Source organism: Streptomyces griseochromogenes, assembly GCF_001542625.1.
Lineage (GTDB): Bacteria > Actinomycetota > Actinomycetes > Streptomycetales > Streptomycetaceae > Streptomyces > Streptomyces griseochromogenes.
Map to the genome: position 1 here is coordinate 8,310,289 of NZ_CP016279.1, position 17,349 is coordinate 8,327,637.

Consider the following 17,349-nt stretch of genomic DNA (forward strand, 5'->3'; position numbering starts at 1 on the left):
CCGCCGTCTAATGCGCGAGGAGAATGGCCATGGGGACAAGTCTAACGGGGCCGTGCAAGCGGTTTTTCTACGTCCATGCGTTCGGGCCGGCCGCTCGGCCCGGCGCCCGGGACGGAGCGGCGTTGTCAGTGGGGGCTGCAAGACTTTGGACCACGGCAGAACCGGCGCACGAAGGAGTGATCGGCATGGCAGGCACGGGCGGACGGCCGAGCATCTATCCGTCGCTGCTGTACGCGGACGCGAAGGCGGCGATCAGAGAGCTCACGGAGGCCTTCGGCTTCACCGAGCTGTCGGTGTACGAGGCGGCGGACGGCACGGTGATGCACGCCGAGCTCGTCCAGGGCAACGGCGCGGTGATGGTCGGCTCCAAGGGCCGGGGCGGCCGGTTCGACGCGGCGATGAAGGACGCGGGCCCCACGGGGGTGTACGTCGTCGTGGACGACGTCGACACTCATCACCAGCGGGCCGTCGAGCACGGCGTGGAGATCCTCATGCCCCCGACGGACCAGGACTACGGCTCGCGGGACTACATGGCCCGTGACGCCGAGGGCAACATCTGGAGCTTCGGGACGTACGCCCCCGAGATCGGCGCCTGAGCGGCCCGGTCCCGCCGGCTATCCGCCGGTGTGCACCTGGAAGGCGGCCCGGCGCACGGCCTTGGCGAGGGCGGGGTCGGGGTGGGCCGCGGCGAGAGCGACCAGGACCTGCACGGTGCGCGGATGGCCGACGGCGCGGACCTCGTCCAGCAGCACCGGGACGGTGGGCTGCACGGCGGCCTCCAGGTGCCGTACGAGCATCTCCGTCTCGCCGTGGTCGGAGACGGCGGCCGCGGTGTCGACCCACAGCCAGGTGGCCTCCTCGCGGGTGAGGACCTCGTGGGCGTCCTCCGGGTCGATGCCGTCGTGCTCGGCCAGCCACAGCAGGGCGTACGGCCGCAGGGCCGGCTCGTCCACGACGGAGCGTACGTCGGGCTCGGCGGGGGCACCGACGACGCGCAGGGCTTCGAAGGCGAGACCGCGCAGCAGGGCGTCCTCGCCCCGGGCGGCGCCGAGCAGTTCGGTGACGGCACTGCCGACGGGACGGGCGGCGAGCCAGGCGCGGTATTCGGCACGGGCCGCGTTGGGACGCAGCTGCGCGCAGCCGCGGAGCATGTCCTCGGCGGACTGCTCGATGTTGCCGGCGGGGCTCTGCGCGGCCACGCAGATCTGCTCCAGCTTGACCCAGACCGCCCAGCTGCCCAGCGGGGTGAGGGTGGCCTGGCCGTCGCCGTAGGTCAGGGCGCCGACGGAGGCGAGGGCCTTGACGGCCCAGTCGAGGAGGGGAGCGAGCGGGGTGTCCCCGGCGGGTGCGGCTTCCCCCTGTCCCAGGGACTCGACGGGCCCCGGGGACTCGGCGGAGCCCGGCTCGTAGGGGACCTCGCAGCGCTCGGTGCGCAGTTCGGTGACCCGCTGCTGGAGCAGGTCGAGCAGCTGCTCGACCGGGACGGGACCGGCGGAGAGCTGGAGGAAGGAGAGCACCTGGGGCATCGCCGAGACGACCTCGGCCACGGCCGCCGGCTCCTGGTCGGCCGGTTCCGGGCTGGCGAGCGACCAGGCGTCGAAGAGGGCGACCCAGCCGCGCAGTACGGCGCTGTCGTCACGGTCCCAGGCGCGCAGTCGCCAGCCGGGACGCGCGCTGTCCCCGTGCACCTCGATGAGTCCCGCGAGGCGCGCGGTGTCCCAGTCGGCGCGGATCCGGGCGGCGCTCAGGCCGAGGTCGTCGGCGGCGCATTCCGCGGTGGCGTCGGAGAGCGTGGCCTTGCCGTCGGTGGAGGCGCCGTTGCGGCCAGGGCCGAGGGCGGCGTCGGCCCAGCGGGCGACACGAACCGCGCCGGCCAGGCCGGTGCGCGCCAATCTGGCCAGTTCGCCGGGGGCCGGGGTGCCCTCCGGCGGCCGGGGGGCGGGGCGGCGCGGGCGCCGCTGGTTCACAGCTCTGGGGGCGGCGGCCAGGGGTCGCGGTCGGACGAGTCGAAGCCTGGAGTCGCGCGGGATACGGGACGTCACGGGTGCAGTCTTCCGGTTGACGGTCCGAAAACCCAAACGGAATGTCACTGGGGGCGACGGGGCTGGCCAACGCACATGGCCCGATGCCGGGCGAAGAGTCGTCTTCCGGCCAGTCGTACGACCTTAAACGGAACGGCTGGAACCGGGGCTTCCGACTTGTGCCGAGGGATCGGGGCGCGCTCACATCAGCGGGGTCAGGAACCGGCGCAGGCGCTCCTCGTACTCCTTGGGGTCCGCGTTCCACATCGCCGCGTGCGGGGCCTCGGGCACGGTGTGCAGGGCGACGAGGTCGGGACGGCGGGCGGCGAGGCGGCGGGAGTACTCCCAGGGGGCGACCGTGTCGTCCGGGCCGTGGACGATCAGGGTGGGTACGGCGAGCCGGCCCTGGTCGGCGGCCTCGGCGAGCCCGTCGGTGTGCAGCCCGGCCCGGCCCTGCGCGGCCCGCACCGCGAGCGGCAGCAGCGGCTCCGGTGTGTGCCGGGCCTGGGCGAGGGCCCGCAGGGTGGCCGGCCAGCTGAGCACCGGCGAGTCGAGGACCAGCCCGGCGACGCGCTCGCGCACGGCGGAGTGCTCGGCGGCGCGCAGGGCCATGGTGGCGCCGGTGGACCAGCCGAGGAGGACGACCCTGCGGGCACCGTAGCGGACGGCGTAGCGGATCGCGGCGTCCACATCGCGCCACTCGGTCTCGCCGAGGTGGCCCAGCCCGTCCGGCGGGCGCGGGGCGCCGAGGTCGCCGCGGTAGGCGAGGGCGAGCACCGGCAGGCGGCGGCCGTGCAGGAACCCCATGACGTTCATGGCGTGCTCGCGGGTGGTGCCGAGGCCGTGCACCGCGATCACCCAGGTGTCCCGGAAGCCGGGCACGAACCAGGCGGGCAGGGCACCGAGTTCACCGGGGACGTTTATGTCGGAGTGGTCGATGCCGAGGGCGGCGCCCGGATCGCCGACGTACAGGTTCGGGGTGAGCCAGACCGCGTCGCCGGGGGCGAGGGTGCCGTGCGTGACGCGTACGAGACGGCGTACGACGGTGTCGGCGGTGTGCTCCGCCGCCTCCAGGACGGGACCGACGACCGCGTGGGAGCCGTCGCCGGCCAGGCCGTAGGTGCCGGGGCGCAGGGAGGCCAGGTCGCGGGTGAGCGCGATCCGGCCCGCGGCGGTGCCGTGCACGGTGAGCCGGGGTTCGGTGGGCAGGGGGCGGCCCGCGGGCGCCTTCAGCGCGGCGTCGCTGGCGAATCGGCCGGCGGCCACGGACACGGCGCCGGCGGCCAGCACCGCGGTGAGTGCGGCTGCGGTCGCTTTGACGGTGCGCACGGATCCAGTGTCGTGGCGCGCCGGGCCGACGGCCAGCGGAGGGCCCGGCCGTCACGACGGATCCGGACGAGGGTGCGGTCACCCCCGCTGGCCGTACCCCTTCAAACGTGCCCCGGCCTCTTCCATCTGTTCCTCCGTCAGCAGGGAGGGCGCGCGGCCCGGCGCCGCGGACGCCGTCAGCCACAGCCGGCACATCCACTCCAGCTGGGCGGTGCGGTCGTAGGCCTGGTCGAGGGTGGCGCCGTAGGTGATCATGCCGTGGTTCCGCAGGAGGCAGCCGGAGCGGCCGGCGAGGGCGCTGAGCATGTTCTCGGCCAGTTCGTCCGTGCCGTAGGCCGCGTAGGGGGCGACCCGGGCGGGGCCGCCCATGGCCGCGGCCATGTAGTGGATCGGGGGCAGCTCGGTCACGAGGGTGGAGACGGCCGTGGCGTGCACCGCGTGGGTGTGGACGACGGCGCGGGCGTCGGTGGTGCGGTAGACGGCCAGGTGCATGGGCAGCTCGCTGGTCGGCACGAGCGTGCCGAGCACCTGGCATCCGTCGAGGTCGACGCCGGTGATGTCGTTCGGGGTCAGCCGGTCGTAGGGCACGCCCGACGGGGTGACCAGCACGAGGTCCCCGACGCGCGCCGACACATTGCCGGAGGTGCCGACGACCAGCCCGTCGGCGACGGTCCGCCGGGCCGTCGCGACCACGCCCTCCCACAGGTGTGACTCTTCCGCTTCCGGATCCCGTCGCTGTTCAGCCATGCGGGGATCCTGCCAGCCGGCCCGGCGCCGCGGGGTCCCGTGGCGTGAATCGGGCCTGAATTCGTACTCCCGAGCGGGCGCCGGACGGCGCGCCGCTCGCCCGTCTCGGCGGCGGCCCGCGGGGTGACCAGGATCTCTTTCGCGGGCCGCCGAGGCGACCGCGGGCCTTCGCGCGCGGCCGGCAGCCATGGGGCGCCTGGGATGTCGACCCGAACACGACCCCGACAACCCGCCACTGACATCCTGAAGCCCGCTTCAGTTCACTTTCCGTTCACCCAGGTTGCCTACGGTCCAACAGCCAATGACCTCGAACGATTGCCTGGGTAAATGGAAAACTTCTCGCTGATCCTCGCGATTGTGGTGGTAACCGCACTCGCGTTTGATTTCACGAACGGTTTCCACGACACCGCCAACGCGATGGCCACGACCATCTCGACCGGTGCGCTCAAGCCCAAGGTCGCGGTGGCCATGTCCGCCGCCCTCAACCTTGTAGGCGCCTTCCTCTCCGTGGAGGTCGCCAACACGATCTCCAAGGGTCTCGTCGACGAGAACGGCATACGTCCCGAGGTCATATTCGCCGCGCTGGTCGGCGCGATCCTCTGGAACCTGGTGACCTGGCTGGTGGGACTGCCCTCCAGCTCCTCCCACGCGCTGATGGGCGGCCTGATCGGCGCCACCGTCGCCTCCGCCGGCTTCGGTGCCGTCCACGGTGACGTCCTGGTCACCAAGGTCCTGCTCCCGGCGGTCGCCGCCCCGGTCGTGGCGGGTCTCGCGGCGATGTTCGCCACCCGGTTCTCCTACGGCATCGGCCGCGGCGCCGAGGGCGAGGCCACCCGCAAGGGCTACCGCGCGGGGCAGATCGCCTCGGCCGGCCTGGTCTCCCTGGCCCACGGCACCAACGACGCCCAGAAGACGATGGGCATCATCACCCTGGCGCTGATCGCGGGCGGCGCGGTCGCCCCCGGCTCCAACCCTCCCACCTGGGTGATCCTCTCCGCGGGCCTGGCCATCGCGCTCGGTACCTACATCGGCGGCTGGCGCATCATCCGCACCATGGGCAAGGGGCTGACCGACCTGGAGCCGCGACAGGGCTTCGCCGCCCAGACCAGCGCGGCCACCGCCATCCTGGCCTCCTCCCACCTCGGCTTCTCCCTCTCCACCACCCATGTCGTCTCCGGCTCGGTGATGGGCGCGGGCCTCGGCCGCAAGGGCGGTGTGGTCCGCTGGTCCACCGCGACCCGCATGGCCGTCGCCTGGGTGCTCACCCTCCCGGCCGCCGCACTGGTCGGCGCGGGCGCCGAGTCCGTCACGGACCTGGGCGACTGGGGCACCGCGGTCGTCGCCGTCTTCCTCGTCGGCGCCAGCGCCACGATCTGGAAGATCTCCCGTCGCCAGGTCGTCGACCACACCAACGTCGTGGCCGACGACACCGCCGAGCCGGCCGGCGTGGTGACCACCGCCATCGCCGCGGTGACCCCGCCGCCCGCGGGCACCGTCACCGAGGGCCTGACGGCCACGATCCCGTCTCCGGCCGCCGCCACCGACCCGGCCCCCGCCGCTCCGGCGACCCCGCCGGCCGCCACGGTCTGACCCGAGCACCCGGTAACTGAAGGAAGCATCCCCATGAAGATCGACTGGGCGGCCCTCGGCTCCGTCTTCGGCGTCAGCCTCGTGTTCACGGTGGGCCTGGTGGCCCTGTTCACCCTCGGCATCAACGGCCTCGCGCGCCGCGAGAAGGCCGCCGCACAGGGCGGCTCCGCCGCGCTGGCGGTGACGGGCGCGTACGTGTGCTTCGCGGCCTGCGCGGCCGCGGTGGCCTACGGGATCCATTTGATCGTGGCCAAGGCCTAGTTCCCCGGAGTCCCTCCTGCGCCCTGCCGGGCCGGCACGTCAGCCGGAGCGGCAGGGCGCAGGTGTGTCCACGGCGGGCGGGACCCGCCCACCACCTCCGGCGGTACGACCTGACCGTCGTCCGGCGGCAGTTCGGCCACGTACGCCACCGTGCGTCTCCCCCGCGTCCGTTGCATCCCGTATGAGACGTACGCACCCTTGCCATGCTCACGGTGTGTGAGCACAAGAGGGATCCCCGAACGTCGCCCGGAGGAGGGGGAATTCACCGCGACCCGGTCGTCGGGCACGGCCCGGCGGGCCGGCGATGTGGGCCTCAGCACAGTCCACCGTCCCAGGTCAAAGGCAAGTTGACGGCCCTTCCGGGTGCGTGGTGGACTGCCCACGCCATGTACGGCGGCAGAAGAGGAAGCCGGTGCGAATCCGGCGCGGTCCCGCCACTGTCACCGGGGAAGAACATCCCCGGGAGCCAGGAACTCTCACCGCCGGTCTCGTCGAACCAGGGCGCGGACACCCTGAGTGAGGACACATATCGCCATGCTCGGCCGCCGATCGAGGACCAGTACCGGACCCGCCCCTGAGCCCACGGCCGGCTGAGCCGATGGGTGCCGATCGCTCATACGCGTACGGCGCCGCCGCCGGCCTTCTCGGCGACCTGTTCCTCGGCGATCCGCGCCGCGGGCATCCGGTCGCCGTGTTCGGGCGCGCGGCCGCGGCCGTGGAACGCGTGCTGTGGCACGACCACCGTGGCTGGGGCGCCCTGCACACCGCCGTGTGCGCGGGCGGCGCCGTGGCGCTGGGGGCCGTCGCCGAGCGGGCCGTACGCCGCTCCCCCGCCGCCTCCGTCGCGCTGGCCGGTGCCGCCACCTGGGCCGTCGTCGGGGGCACGTCGCTGGCCCGGGAGGCCCGGACCGTCGGGCGCGCGCTGGAGGCCGGGGACATCGAGGCGGCGCGGGCGCGGCTGCCGCATCTGTGCGGCCGGGATCCGCAGGCCCTCGACGCCGACGGGATCGCCCGGGCCGTGGTCGAGTCCGTCGCCGAGAACACCTCCGACGCCGTCGTGGGTGCGCTGGTGTGGGGTGCGGTGGGCGGGGTGCCGGGGCTGCTCGGGTTCCGGGCCGTCAACACCCTGGACGCGATGGTGGGGCACAAGTCGGCCCGCTTCCGGCGCTACGGCTGGGCCTCCGCCCGGCTCGACGACCTCGCCGGCTGGCCGGGGGCGCGGCTGACCGCCGTACTCGCGGCCGCCGCCGGACCCGACCCGCGCGGCGCCCTGCGCGCCTGGCGGGCCGACGCCCGCAAGCACCCGAGCCCCAACGCCGGGCCCGTCGAGGCCTCGTTCGCGGGCGCTCTCGGTGTGCGGCTGGGCGGCACGCTCTCCTACGGCGGACGCGTCGAGCACCGGCCCGTGCTCAACGGGGATTCCGGGCGGGCCGTCCAGGTCACCGACATCGACCGGGCCGTACGGCTCTCCCGCCGCGTCGGCCTGCTCGCGCTCGGCGCGACGGTCGCCGCGCGCCGACTCGTGAAGGGACGTGGGAAGTGAACGGTGGTCTCCTCGTCGCCGGTACCACCTCCGACGCCGGCAAGAGCGTCGTGACGGCCGGGATCTGCCGGTGGCTGGTGCGCCAGGGCGTCAAGGTCGCGCCCTTCAAGGCGCAGAACATGTCCCTGAACTCGTTCGTGACGCGCGAGGGCGCCGAGATCGGGCGGGCGCAGGCCATGCAGGCCCAGGCCTGTCGCGTCGAACCGACGGCGCTGATGAACCCCGTGCTGCTCAAGCCGGGCGGCGAACAGAGCAGCCAGGTGGTGCTGCTGGGCAAGCCGGTGGGCGAGCTGAGCGCGCGCGGGTACCACGGAGGGCGCCGGCAACGGCTTCTGGGCACGGTCCTGGACTGTCTGGCCGAGTTGCGGGGCACGTATGACGCGGTGATCTGTGAGGGGGCCGGTTCGCCCGCGGAGATCAATCTGCGGCGGACCGACATCGTGAACATGGGGATCGCGCGGAACGCGCGGCTGCCCGTGCTCGTCGTCGGCGACATCGACCGGGGCGGTGTCTTCGCCTCGTTCTTCGGCACGGTCGCCCTGCTCTCACCGGAGGACCAGGAACTGGTCGCCGGGTTCCTGGTGAACAAGTTCCGCGGGGATGTCAGCCTGCTGGAGCCGGGGCTGGACATGCTGCACGGGCTCACCGGACGGCACACCTACGGCGTGCTGCCGTTCCGGCACGGGCTCGGCATCGACGAGGAGGACGGGCTCCGGGTCTCCCTGCGCGGCACCGTCCGCGAGTCGGCCGTGGCTCCCCCCGTCGGCGAGGACGTGCTGCGGGTCGCCGTCTGCGCGGTCCCGCTCATGTCGAACTTCACGGACGTGGACGCCCTGGCCGCCGAACCGGGCGTCGTGGTGCGGTTCGTGGACCGGCCGGAGGAGCTGGCGGACGCCGATCTCGTGGTGATCCCGGGAACGCGCGGGACGGTACGGGCTCTGGAGTGGCTGCGCGAGCGGGGCCTGGCCGACGCGCTCGTCCGCAGGGCCGCCGAAGGCCGCCCTGTCCTCGGGGTCTGCGGCGGCTTCCAGATCCTCGGCGAGCACATCGAGGACGAGGTCGAGTCGCGCGCCGGCAGCGTCCCGGGACTCGGAGTGCTCCCGGTGCGGGTGCGGTTCGCCCGCGAGAAGACCCTCACCCGGCCGGTGGGGGAAGCCCTCGGCGAGCGCGTCGACGGGTACGAGATCCATCACGGGGTGGCCGAAGTGACCGGCGGGGAGCCCTTCCTGGACGGCTGCCGGGTCGGCCGGACCTGGGGCACCCACTGGCACGGCTCGCTGGAGTCGGACGGTTTCCGGCGGGCCTTCCTGCGCGAGGTGGCCGCCGCCGCGGGCCGCCGCTTCGTGCCGGCCCCCGACACCTCGTTCGCCGTGCTGCGCGAGGAGCAGCTCGACCGGCTCGGCGACCTGATCGAACAGCACGCGGACACGGACGCGCTCTGGCGGCTCATCGAGTCGGGCGCGCCGCAAGGACTGCCTTTCATTCCACCGGGAGCGCCCGCATGAGCACAGTGTTGTTGTTGTCGACCGCCGACACCGATCTGCTGGCGGCCCGGGCCTCCGGCGCCGCGTACCGGATCGGCAACCCGACCCGGGTGGACGTCGCGGAGGAGCTGCCGGGCCTGGTCGAGGGCGCCGGCATCGCCGTCGTACGGCTGCTGGGCGGCAAGCGCGCCTGGGAGGACGGGCTGGCCGCGCTCAGTGCCTCCGGGATCCCGACCGTGCTGCTGGGCGGCGAGGCCGTGCCGGACGCCGAGCTGATGGCCGAGTCGTCCGTGCCGGCGGGTGTCGTGGCCGAGGCGCTGAAGTACCTGGTCGAGGGCGGCTCCGCGAACCTGACCGAGCTGGCCCGGTTCCTGTCCGACACCGTGCTGCTGACCGGTGAGGGCTTCGAGGAGCCACGGAAGATGCCGGAGTACGGGGTGCACGGCGAGCGTGACCTCGTCGCGGGCCGCCCCACCGTCGGCGTGCTCTTCTACCGGGCCCACGAGCTGAGCGGCAACACCGCCTTCGTGGACACCCTGTGCGACGCGATCGAGGCGCACGGAGCCAACGCGCTTCCCGTGTACTGCGGTTCGCTGCGCGGCGCGGACGCCGGGCTGTACGAGATCCTCGGCCGGACCGATGCCCTGGTCGCCACCGTCCTCGCCGCCGGCGGTACGCACGCCTCCGAGGCGTCGGCGGGCGGCGACGAGGAAGCCTGGGACATCGGAGCCCTCGCCGACCTGAACGTCCCCGTGCTGCAGGGTCTCTGCCTCACCTCCTCGCGGGCCGCCTGGGACGAGTCGGACGCCGCCCTCTCCCCCATGGACGCGGCGATGCAGGTCGCGATCCCGGAGTTCGACGGGCGGCTCGTCACCGTGCCGTTCTCCTTCAAGGAGCAGGGCCCGGACGAGGTCCCGGTGTATGTCGCCGATCCCGAGCGGGCCGGGCGCGTGGCCGGAATCGCCGTACGGCACGCCCGGCTCGGGCACAAGGCGAACGCCGACAAGCGGCTCGCGCTCGTCTTCACCGCCTACCCGACCAAGCACTCGCGCGTCGGCAACGCGGTCGGCCTGGACACGCCCGCGTCGGCGGTGCGCGTCCTGGACGCCCTCAAGGAGGCGGGCTACGGCCTGACCGAATACCCCGCGGGCGGCGACGAGTTGATCCACCGGCTCATCGAGGCCGGCGGGCACGACGTCGAGTGGCTGACGGAGGACCAGCTGGCCGCCGCGCCCGCGCGCGTGCCGCTGGCCGACTACCGGGCCTGGTTCGACAGGCTCGACCCGGAGCTCAGGGACGCCATGCTGGAGGCGTGGGGCGAGCCGCCGGGCAGTCTGTACGTGGACGGCGACGACATCGTGCTCGCCGCCCTCCGGTTCGGGAACGTCGTCGTGATGATCCAGCCGCCGCGCGGCTTCGGCGAGAACCCGATCGCGATCTACCACGACCCCGACATGCCGCCCTCGCACCACTACATGGCGGCCTACCGCTGGCTGGAGAACAGTTTCGGCGCGGACGCGATCGTGCACATGGGCAAGCACGGCACGATGGAGTGGCTGCCCGGCAAGGGTCTCGGCCTCTCCCGGGGCTGCGCGCCGGACGCCGTCCTCGGCGATCTCCCGCTGATCTACCCGTTCATCGTCAACGACCCCGGCGAGGGTACCCAGGCCAAGCGGCGCGGGCACGCCACGGTGGTCGACCACCTCGTACCGCCGATGGCCCGTGCCGACACCTACGGCGACCTGGCCAAGCTGGAGCAGCTGCTGGACGAGTACGCGCTCGTCTCCGATCTGGACCCGGCGAAGGCCCCGGCCGTGCGGGCGCAGATCTGGACGCTGGTCAAGGCGGCCGAACTCCACCACGACCTGCACGTGGACGAGCAGCCGGAGGACGGCGACTTCGACGAGTTCGTCATGCACATCGACGGCTATCTGTGCGAGATCAAGGACGTGCAGATCCGCGACGGGCTGCACATCCTGGGCGGCGGGCCGGTCGGCGAGCCGCGGGTGAACCTGGTCCTCGCCGTGCTGCGCGCCTCGCAGGTGTGGGGCGGGCGGGCGAACGCGCTGCCGGGGCTGCGGGCCTCGCTGGCCGAGCACTTCGGGCTCGTGGAGAAGGAGTTGCTCGCCGAGCCGGGCGCGCCGGTGAAGGTGCCGGTCGAGCTGACGGATCTGGTCGAGGGCCCGTCCCGTACGGCCGCCGACGCGATCGATCTGCTGGAGCAGCTGTGCCGGCGGATCGCGGAGGCCATGGAGGCCCGCGGCTGGGCGGTGGCCGAGAGCGCGCCGCTGGTCCGCGAGGTCCTGGGCGCCGAGCTCCGGGACGCGGTCGCCGTGCTGGAGTTCGCCTGCACGGAGGTGGTCCCGCGGCTCGCCCGCACGACCGACGAGATCGGCCACATCCTGCGCGCGCTGGACGGCGGTTACGTCCCGGCGGGCCCGTCCGGATCGCCGACCCGCGGTCTGGTCAACGTCCTGCCGACCGGTCGCAACTTCTACTCGGTCGACCCCAAGGCCATCCCCTCCCGGCTGAGCTGGGAGGTCGGCCAGTCGCTCGCCGACTCGCTGGTGCAGCGGTATCTGCAGGACACCGGGGAGTACCCGAAGTCCGTCGGCCTCACGGTGTGGGGCACGTCGGCGATGCGCACCCAGGGCGACGACATCGCCGAGATCCTGGCGCTGCTGGGCTGCCGCCCGGTCTGGGACGAGGCCTCGCGCCGGGTGACAGGGTTCGAGGTGATTCCCCCGGCGGAGCTGGGCCGGCCGCGCATCGACGTCACGGTCCGTATCTCCGGCTTCTTCCGGGACGCGTTCCCGCATGTGGTCGGGCTGATCGACGACGCGGTGCGGGCGGTGGCCGAGCTGGACGAGCCCGGCGAGCAGAACTTCGTGAAGGCGCACGCCGACGAGGACACCGCCGGGCACGGCGACCGGCGGCGGGCCACGGCCCGTATCTTCGGCTCCAAGCCGGGGGCCTACGGCGCCGGTCTGCTGCCGCTGATCGACGCCCGCAACTGGCGCTCCGACGCCGATCTCGCCGAGGTGTACGCGGTGTGGGGCGGTTACGCGTACGGGCGCGGACTCGACGGGCGGGCGGCGCGCGGGGACATGGAGACCGCGTTCAAACGGATCGCGGTCGCCGCGAAGAACGTCGACACCCGCGAGCACGACCTCGTCGACGCCGACGACTACTTCCAGTACCACGGCGGCATGGTCGCCATGGTCCGCCATCTGACCGGCGCCAACCCCGAGGCCTACGTGGGTGACAGCGCCGTACCCGACCAGGTGAGGACCCGCACGCTCGGCGAGGAGACCCACCGCGTCTTCCGCGCCCGCGTGGTCAACCCGCGCTGGATGGCGGCCATGCGCCGGCACGGCTACAAGGGCGCCTTCGAGATGGCGGCGACCGTGGACTACCTCTTCGGCTACGACGCCACGGCGGGCGTGGTCGACGACTGGATGTACGAGAAGCTCAGCGCCGAGTACGTCTTCGACCCGGAGAACCGGGACTTCATGAAGAAGTCCAATCCGTGGGCGCTGCGCGGGATCACCGAGCGGCTGCTGGAGGCGGCGGACCGCGGGCTGTGGGCCGAGCCGGACGCGGACACGCTGGAGCGGCTGCGCGCCACCTATCTGGAGCTGGAAGGCGACTTGGAGGGCGAGGAGAAGTGAGTACCCCGTTTCCGTTCACGGCCGTCGTCGGCCAGGACGACCTGCGGCTCGCGCTGTTGCTGAACGCCGTGTCGCCGGCGGTCGGCGGTGTGCTGGTGCGCGGCGAGAAGGGCACGGCCAAGTCGACGGCGGTGCGGGCCCTTTCGGCACTGCTGCCTGAGGTGTCCGTGGTCCCCGGGTGCCGCTTCTCCTGTGATCCGGCCGCGCCGGACCCGTCCTGCCCGGACGGGCCGCACGAGACCGGTGCCGGTGCGCCGCGGCCCGCGCGGATGGTCGAGCTGCCGGTCGGCGCCTCCGAGGACCGGCTGGTGGGCGCACTCGACATCGAGCGGGCGCTCGCCGAGGGCGTGAAGGCGTTCGAGCCGGGCCTGCTGGCCGACGCGCACCGCGGGATCCTGTACGTGGACGAGGTCAACCTCCTCCACGACCACCTGGTCGACCTGCTGCTGGACGCGGCGGCCATGGGCGCGTCCTACGTCGAGCGCGAGGGTGTCTCGGTACGGCACGCGGCCCGCTTCCTGCTCGTCGGCACCATGAACCCGGAGGAGGGCGAGCTGCGGCCGCAGCTGCTCGACCGGTTCGGGCTGACCGTGGAGGTCGCGGCCTCGCGGGAGCCCGACCAGCGGGTGGAGGTCGTGCGGCGCCGGCTGGCCTACGACGACGACCCGGCCGGGTTCGCCGCACGGTGGGCCGACGACGAGGCCGCCGTACGCGGGCGGATCGTGGCGGCGCGGGAGCTGCTGCCACAGGTGCGGCTGGGCGACGGGGCGCTGCGGCAGATCGCGGCGACCTGCGCGGCCTTCGAGGTGGACGGCATGCGCGCCGACATCGTGATGGCGCGAACGGCGACCGCGCTGGCCGCGTGGGCCGGGCGGACGGACGTGCTCGCCGAGGACGTCCGGCAGGCCGCGCTGCTCGCGCTGCCGCACCGGCGGCGCAGGAACCCGTTCGACGCGCCGGGGCTCGACGAGGACAGGCTCGACGAGACGCTGGAGCAGTTCTCCGGGGACGACGCGGACGGCGACGAGGATCCCGACCCGGACGGGCCCGGAGGCGGCGGTGGGCAGCCGGCGCCCGACAGCGGCCCGCAGAGCGACGGCGGCAGCGGCGCGCGGCCCGAGACCGGCGAGGGCGGCGAGCCGCAGGCCTCCGGGGCGCGGGAGCAGTCGCCCGTACGGGCGGCCGAACCGTTCCGTACCAAGGTGCTGAGCGTGCCCGGGCTCGGCGAGGGTGCCGCCGGGCGGCGCTCGCGGGCGCGGACCGAGCACGGGCGGACGACCGGGGCCCGGCGGCCCCGGGGCACGCTGACCAAGCTGCATCTGGCGGCGACCGTGCGGGCCGCCGCCCCGCACCAGCGGGCGCGCGGGCGGTCCGGGCCGGGTCTTGTGCTGCGCCGGGACGATCTGCGGCAGGCGACGCGGGAGGGGCGCGAGGGCAACCTCGTGCTGTTCGTGGTCGACGCCTCCGGGTCGATGGCGGCGCGGCAGCGGATGAGCGCCGTGAAGGGTGCCGTGCTGTCCCTGCTGCTCGACGCCTACCAGCGGCGGGACAAGGTGGGGCTCGTGACCTTCCGGGGCGCCTCGGCCGATGTCGCCCTGCCGCCGACCTCCTCCGTGGACGCGGCGGCCGCCCGCCTCGAATCGCTGCCGACGGGCGGCCGTACCCCGCTCGCGGCCGGGCTGCTCAAGGCGCACGAGGTGCTGCGGGTGGAGCGGCTGCGCGATCCGGCGCGCCGGGCACTGGTCGTGGTGGTGACCGACGGGCGGGCCACCGGCGGCCCGGAACCGGTCGCGCTGGCCGGGCGTGCGGCGCGGCTGTTCGCCGCCGAGGGTGTCGCCTCGGTCGTCGTGGACTGCGAGTCGGGGCCGGTGCGGCTCGGGCTCGCCGGGCAGCTCGCGGGTGAGCTGGGCGGTACGGCCGTCACGCTGGACGAGTTGCGGGCCGACTCGATCGCCGGTCTGGTCAGGGACGTGCAGGGGACTTCTAGGAGGGTCGCGTAATGCCGCAGGGACAGCCGAGTGTGGTTCCGGACGACGGGCTGACGACCCGGCAGCGGCGCAACAGGCCGCTGGTCGTCGTCCACACGGGCATCGGCAAGGGCAAGTCGACGGCCGCGTTCGGGCTTGCGCTGCGCGCCTGGAACCAGGGCTGGCCGATCGGGGTGTTCCAGTTCGTCAAGTCGGCGAAGTGGAAGGTCGGCGAGGAGAACGCGCTGCGCGTGCTCGGCGCCTCCGGCGAGGGCGGGACCGTCGACTGGCACAAGATGGGCGAGGGCTGGTCCTGGGTCCAGCGGGACGCCCAGATGGACAACGAAGAGAAGGCCCGGGAGGGCTGGGAGCAGGTCAAGCGGGATCTGGCGGCCGAGACGTACCGGCTGTACGTGCTGGACGAGTTCGCGTACCCGATGCACTGGGGGTGGGTGGACACGGACGAGGTCGTGGAGGTGCTGCGCGACCGGCCCGGTACGCAGCATGTGGTGATCACCGGGCGGAACGCGCCCGGGAAGCTGGTGGACTTCGCGGATCTGGTGACCGACATGTCCAAGGTCAAGCACCCCATGGACGCGGGGCAGAAGGGCCAGAAGGGCATCGAGTGGTGAGTGCCGTTCCCCGGCTGGTCATCGCCGCGCCGTCGTCCGGCAGCGGCAAGACCACCGTCGCCACGGGGCTGATGGCCGCGTTCGCCGCGCGGGGGCTCGCCGTGTCCCCGCACAAGGTCGGGCCCGACTACATCGATCCCGGGTATCACGCGCTCGCGACCGGGCGGGTGGGCCGCAACCTGGACGCGTACCTGTGCGGCCCCGAGCTGGTCGCTCCGCTGTTCCTGCACGGGGCGCGGGGCTGCGATCTCGCCGTCGTCGAGGGTGTGATGGGGCTGTACGACGGGGCCGCGGGCGAGGGGGAACTCGCGTCCACGGCCCATGTCGCCAAGCTGCTGCGGGCGCCGGTGGTACTGGTCGTGGACGCGTCGTCGCAGTCGCGGTCGGTGGCGGCGCTGGTGCACGGGTTCGCTTCCTGGGATCCGGAGGTGCGGCTCGGGGGCGTGATCCTGAACAAGGTGGGGTCGGACCGGCACGAGTCGCTGCTGCGGGAGGCGCTGGATTCCTCCGGGGTGCCTGTGCTGGGTGTTCTGCGGCGGGTGCCTCAGATGGACACGCCTTCTCGGCATCTGGGGCTGGTGCCGGTCACCGAGCGGCGCTCCGCCGCGGTCGACTCCGTCGGGGCCATGGCAGCGCAGGTGGCTCAGGGGTGTGACCTGGGCGCACTGGAAGCACTCGCGCGCAGTGCCGGTGCCCTCCCAGGGGGCTTCGCCCCCTGGACCCCCGCTGGGCCGGACCGGCAACCGACGCCCGGCCCACCGGTGGTGGCCGTCGCCGGCGGGCCCGCCTTCACCTTCTCCTACGCCGAGCACACCGAGCTGCTCACCGCCGCCGGTGCCGAAGTGGTCACCTTCGATCCGCTTCGGGACGAGCAACTGCCCGAAGGGACGGCCGGGTTGGTCATCGGGGGCGGTTTCCCCGAGGTGTACGCCGCCGAGCTGTCCGGCAACGAGCCGCTGCGCAAGGCGATCACCGAGCTGGCGCTCGGCGGTGCGCCCGTCGCCGCCGAGTGCGCCGGGCTGCTCTACCTCTGCCGGGAGCTGGACGGCCGGCCCATGTGCGGCGTGCTGGACGCGACCGCGCGGATGACGGAACGGCTCACCCTGGGCTACCGGGACGCGGTGGCCGTCGGGGACAGTGTGCTGGCCGTCGCGGGGACGCGGATGCGGGGGCACGAGTTCCACCGCACGGTCGTCGAGCCCGGCGCCGGCGCGGCTCCCGCCTGGGGCGTGCGGACCCCGGTGCGGCGGGTCGAAGGTTTTGTGCAGCAAGGTGTGCACGCGAGTTATCTGCACACGCACTGGGCGTCCGAGCCCGGTGTGGCCCGTCGGTTCGTGGAGAGGTGCCGGACGTCATGAGCAGCAGGCTGATCGGTGTCGGGGTCGGTCCCGGTGACCCGGAGCTGGTGACCGTCAAGGGGGTCGACGCGCTGCGCGCGGCCGACGTCGTCGTCGTACCCGTGATGGCCGCGTCCGATGGAACGGATGGCGGCGAACGGGGGCGGGCCGAGGCGACCGTGTTGCACTACGTGCCCGAGGACAAGGTCGTCCGGGTGGTGTTCGCGCTGAACGAGCGGACCGACCGGGCGCGCCGGGAGGCCGCCTGGGACGCGGCGGGCGAGCGGGTCGCCGGGCTGCTGCGCGCGCACGGGTCCGTCGCCTTCGCCACCATCGGGGATCCAAACGTGTACTCGACGTTCACGTATCTCGCGCAGACGATCACGGAGCTGGTGCCGGGTGCCGTGGTGGAGACGGTGCCCGGGATCACCGCCATGCAGGACCTGGCCGCCCGGTCGGGGGCGGTACTCACGGAGGGTACCGAGCCGTTGACGCTGGTGCCGGTGACGGCGGGCTCGCAGGTGCTCAAGGAGGCGCTGGCCGGGCCGGGGACCGTCGTGGCGTACAAGTTCGGGCGGCAGGCCGCCGAGGTCGCCGAGGCGCTGCGGGAGACCGGGCGGATCGGGGACGCCGTGTGGGGGTCGGCGCTCGGGCTGCCGGAGGAGTCGGTGCGGCCGGCCGCCGAGTGGGACGGGGAGCCGCTGCCCTACCTCTCGACGCTGATCGCGCCGCCGCGGCGCGACGGCGGGCGGGGCGGGAAGCTGTGA

General features: G+C 73.6%; 13 protein-coding genes and 1 riboswitch. Of the genes, 10 read left to right on the top strand and 3 right to left on the bottom strand.

What is annotated here, in order from left to right:
• Positions 1–185 precede the first annotated feature (185 nt).
• On the top strand, positions 186–596 hold the full coding sequence (locus tag AVL59_RS36015; RefSeq protein ID WP_067313094.1) for a VOC family protein: 411 nt from the start codon (positions 186–188) through the stop codon (positions 594–596).
• Positions 597–614: 18 nt separating this feature from the next.
• On the opposite strand, the gene AVL59_RS36020 is transcribed toward AVL59_RS36015, so the two are convergent.
• The 3 genes from AVL59_RS36020 to AVL59_RS36030 form a co-directional block, all read right to left on the bottom strand.
• Complete coding sequence (locus tag AVL59_RS36020; RefSeq protein WP_208870498.1) at positions 615–2,042, bottom strand: hypothetical protein; 1,428 nt, start codon at positions 2,040–2,042, stop codon at positions 615–617.
• A gap of 180 nt (positions 2,043–2,222) precedes the next feature.
• Positions 2,223–3,350 (bottom strand): alpha/beta hydrolase, encoded by a 1,128-nt coding sequence (locus AVL59_RS36025; RefSeq protein WP_067313098.1) that lies wholly within the window; start codon positions 3,348–3,350, stop codon positions 2,223–2,225.
• A 78-nt stretch (positions 3,351–3,428) separates the two neighbouring features.
• Positions 3,429–4,097, bottom strand: a complete 669-nt coding sequence (locus AVL59_RS36030) for a class II aldolase/adducin family protein (RefSeq protein ID WP_067313100.1) — start codon at positions 4,095–4,097, stop codon at positions 3,429–3,431.
• A 327-nt stretch (positions 4,098–4,424) separates the two neighbouring features.
• Between AVL59_RS36030 and AVL59_RS36035 the strand changes: the two genes are divergently transcribed.
• The 9 genes from AVL59_RS36035 to cobI all read left to right on the top strand — a co-directional run bounded on the left by AVL59_RS36035 (position 4,425) and on the right by cobI (position 17,349).
• Positions 4,425–5,687, top strand: a complete 1,263-nt coding sequence (locus AVL59_RS36035; RefSeq protein ID WP_067313101.1) for an inorganic phosphate transporter — start codon at positions 4,425–4,427, stop codon at positions 5,685–5,687.
• A gap of 33 nt (positions 5,688–5,720) precedes the next feature.
• On the top strand, positions 5,721–5,948 hold the full coding sequence (locus tag AVL59_RS36040; RefSeq protein WP_067313103.1) for a hypothetical protein: 228 nt from the start codon (positions 5,721–5,723) through the stop codon (positions 5,946–5,948).
• A gap of 354 nt (positions 5,949–6,302) precedes the next feature.
• A riboswitch (cobalamin riboswitch) is annotated at positions 6,303–6,443 on the top strand.
• Positions 6,444–6,546: 103 nt separating this feature from the next.
• Positions 6,547–7,491, top strand: coding sequence for a cobalamin biosynthesis protein (locus AVL59_RS36045; RefSeq protein WP_067313104.1), 945 nt, complete (start codon positions 6,547–6,549; stop codon positions 7,489–7,491).
• Positions 7,488–8,996, top strand: coding sequence for a cobyric acid synthase (locus AVL59_RS36050; protein ID WP_067313106.1), 1,509 nt, complete (start codon positions 7,488–7,490; stop codon positions 8,994–8,996). The genes AVL59_RS36045 and AVL59_RS36050 overlap by 4 nt, the downstream gene beginning before the upstream one ends.
• The gene (gene cobN, locus AVL59_RS36055) at positions 8,993–12,646 is read left to right on the top strand and encodes a cobaltochelatase subunit CobN (protein ID WP_067313107.1); all 3,654 of its coding nucleotides are present in this window, start codon (positions 8,993–8,995) and stop codon (positions 12,644–12,646) included. Before AVL59_RS36050 ends, cobN begins: the two co-directional genes overlap by 4 nt.
• Entirely contained in the window at positions 12,643–14,646 is a 2,004-nt protein-coding gene (locus AVL59_RS36060) for a putative cobaltochelatase (RefSeq protein ID WP_067313108.1), read from the top strand. The genes cobN and AVL59_RS36060 overlap by 4 nt, the downstream gene beginning before the upstream one ends.
• Positions 14,646–15,245 (top strand): cob(I)yrinic acid a,c-diamide adenosyltransferase, encoded by a 600-nt coding sequence (gene cobO, locus AVL59_RS36065; RefSeq protein WP_067313110.1) that lies wholly within the window; start codon positions 14,646–14,648, stop codon positions 15,243–15,245. Before AVL59_RS36060 ends, cobO begins: the two co-directional genes overlap by 1 nt.
• A complete protein-coding gene (locus AVL59_RS36070) occupies positions 15,239–16,603 on the top strand; it encodes a cobyrinate a,c-diamide synthase (protein ID WP_067313112.1) in 1,365 nt (454 codons plus the stop codon). Before cobO ends, AVL59_RS36070 begins: the two co-directional genes overlap by 7 nt.
• Entirely contained in the window at positions 16,600–17,349 is a 750-nt protein-coding gene (gene cobI, locus AVL59_RS36075) for a precorrin-2 C(20)-methyltransferase (protein ID WP_067318143.1), read from the top strand. Before AVL59_RS36070 ends, cobI begins: the two co-directional genes overlap by 4 nt.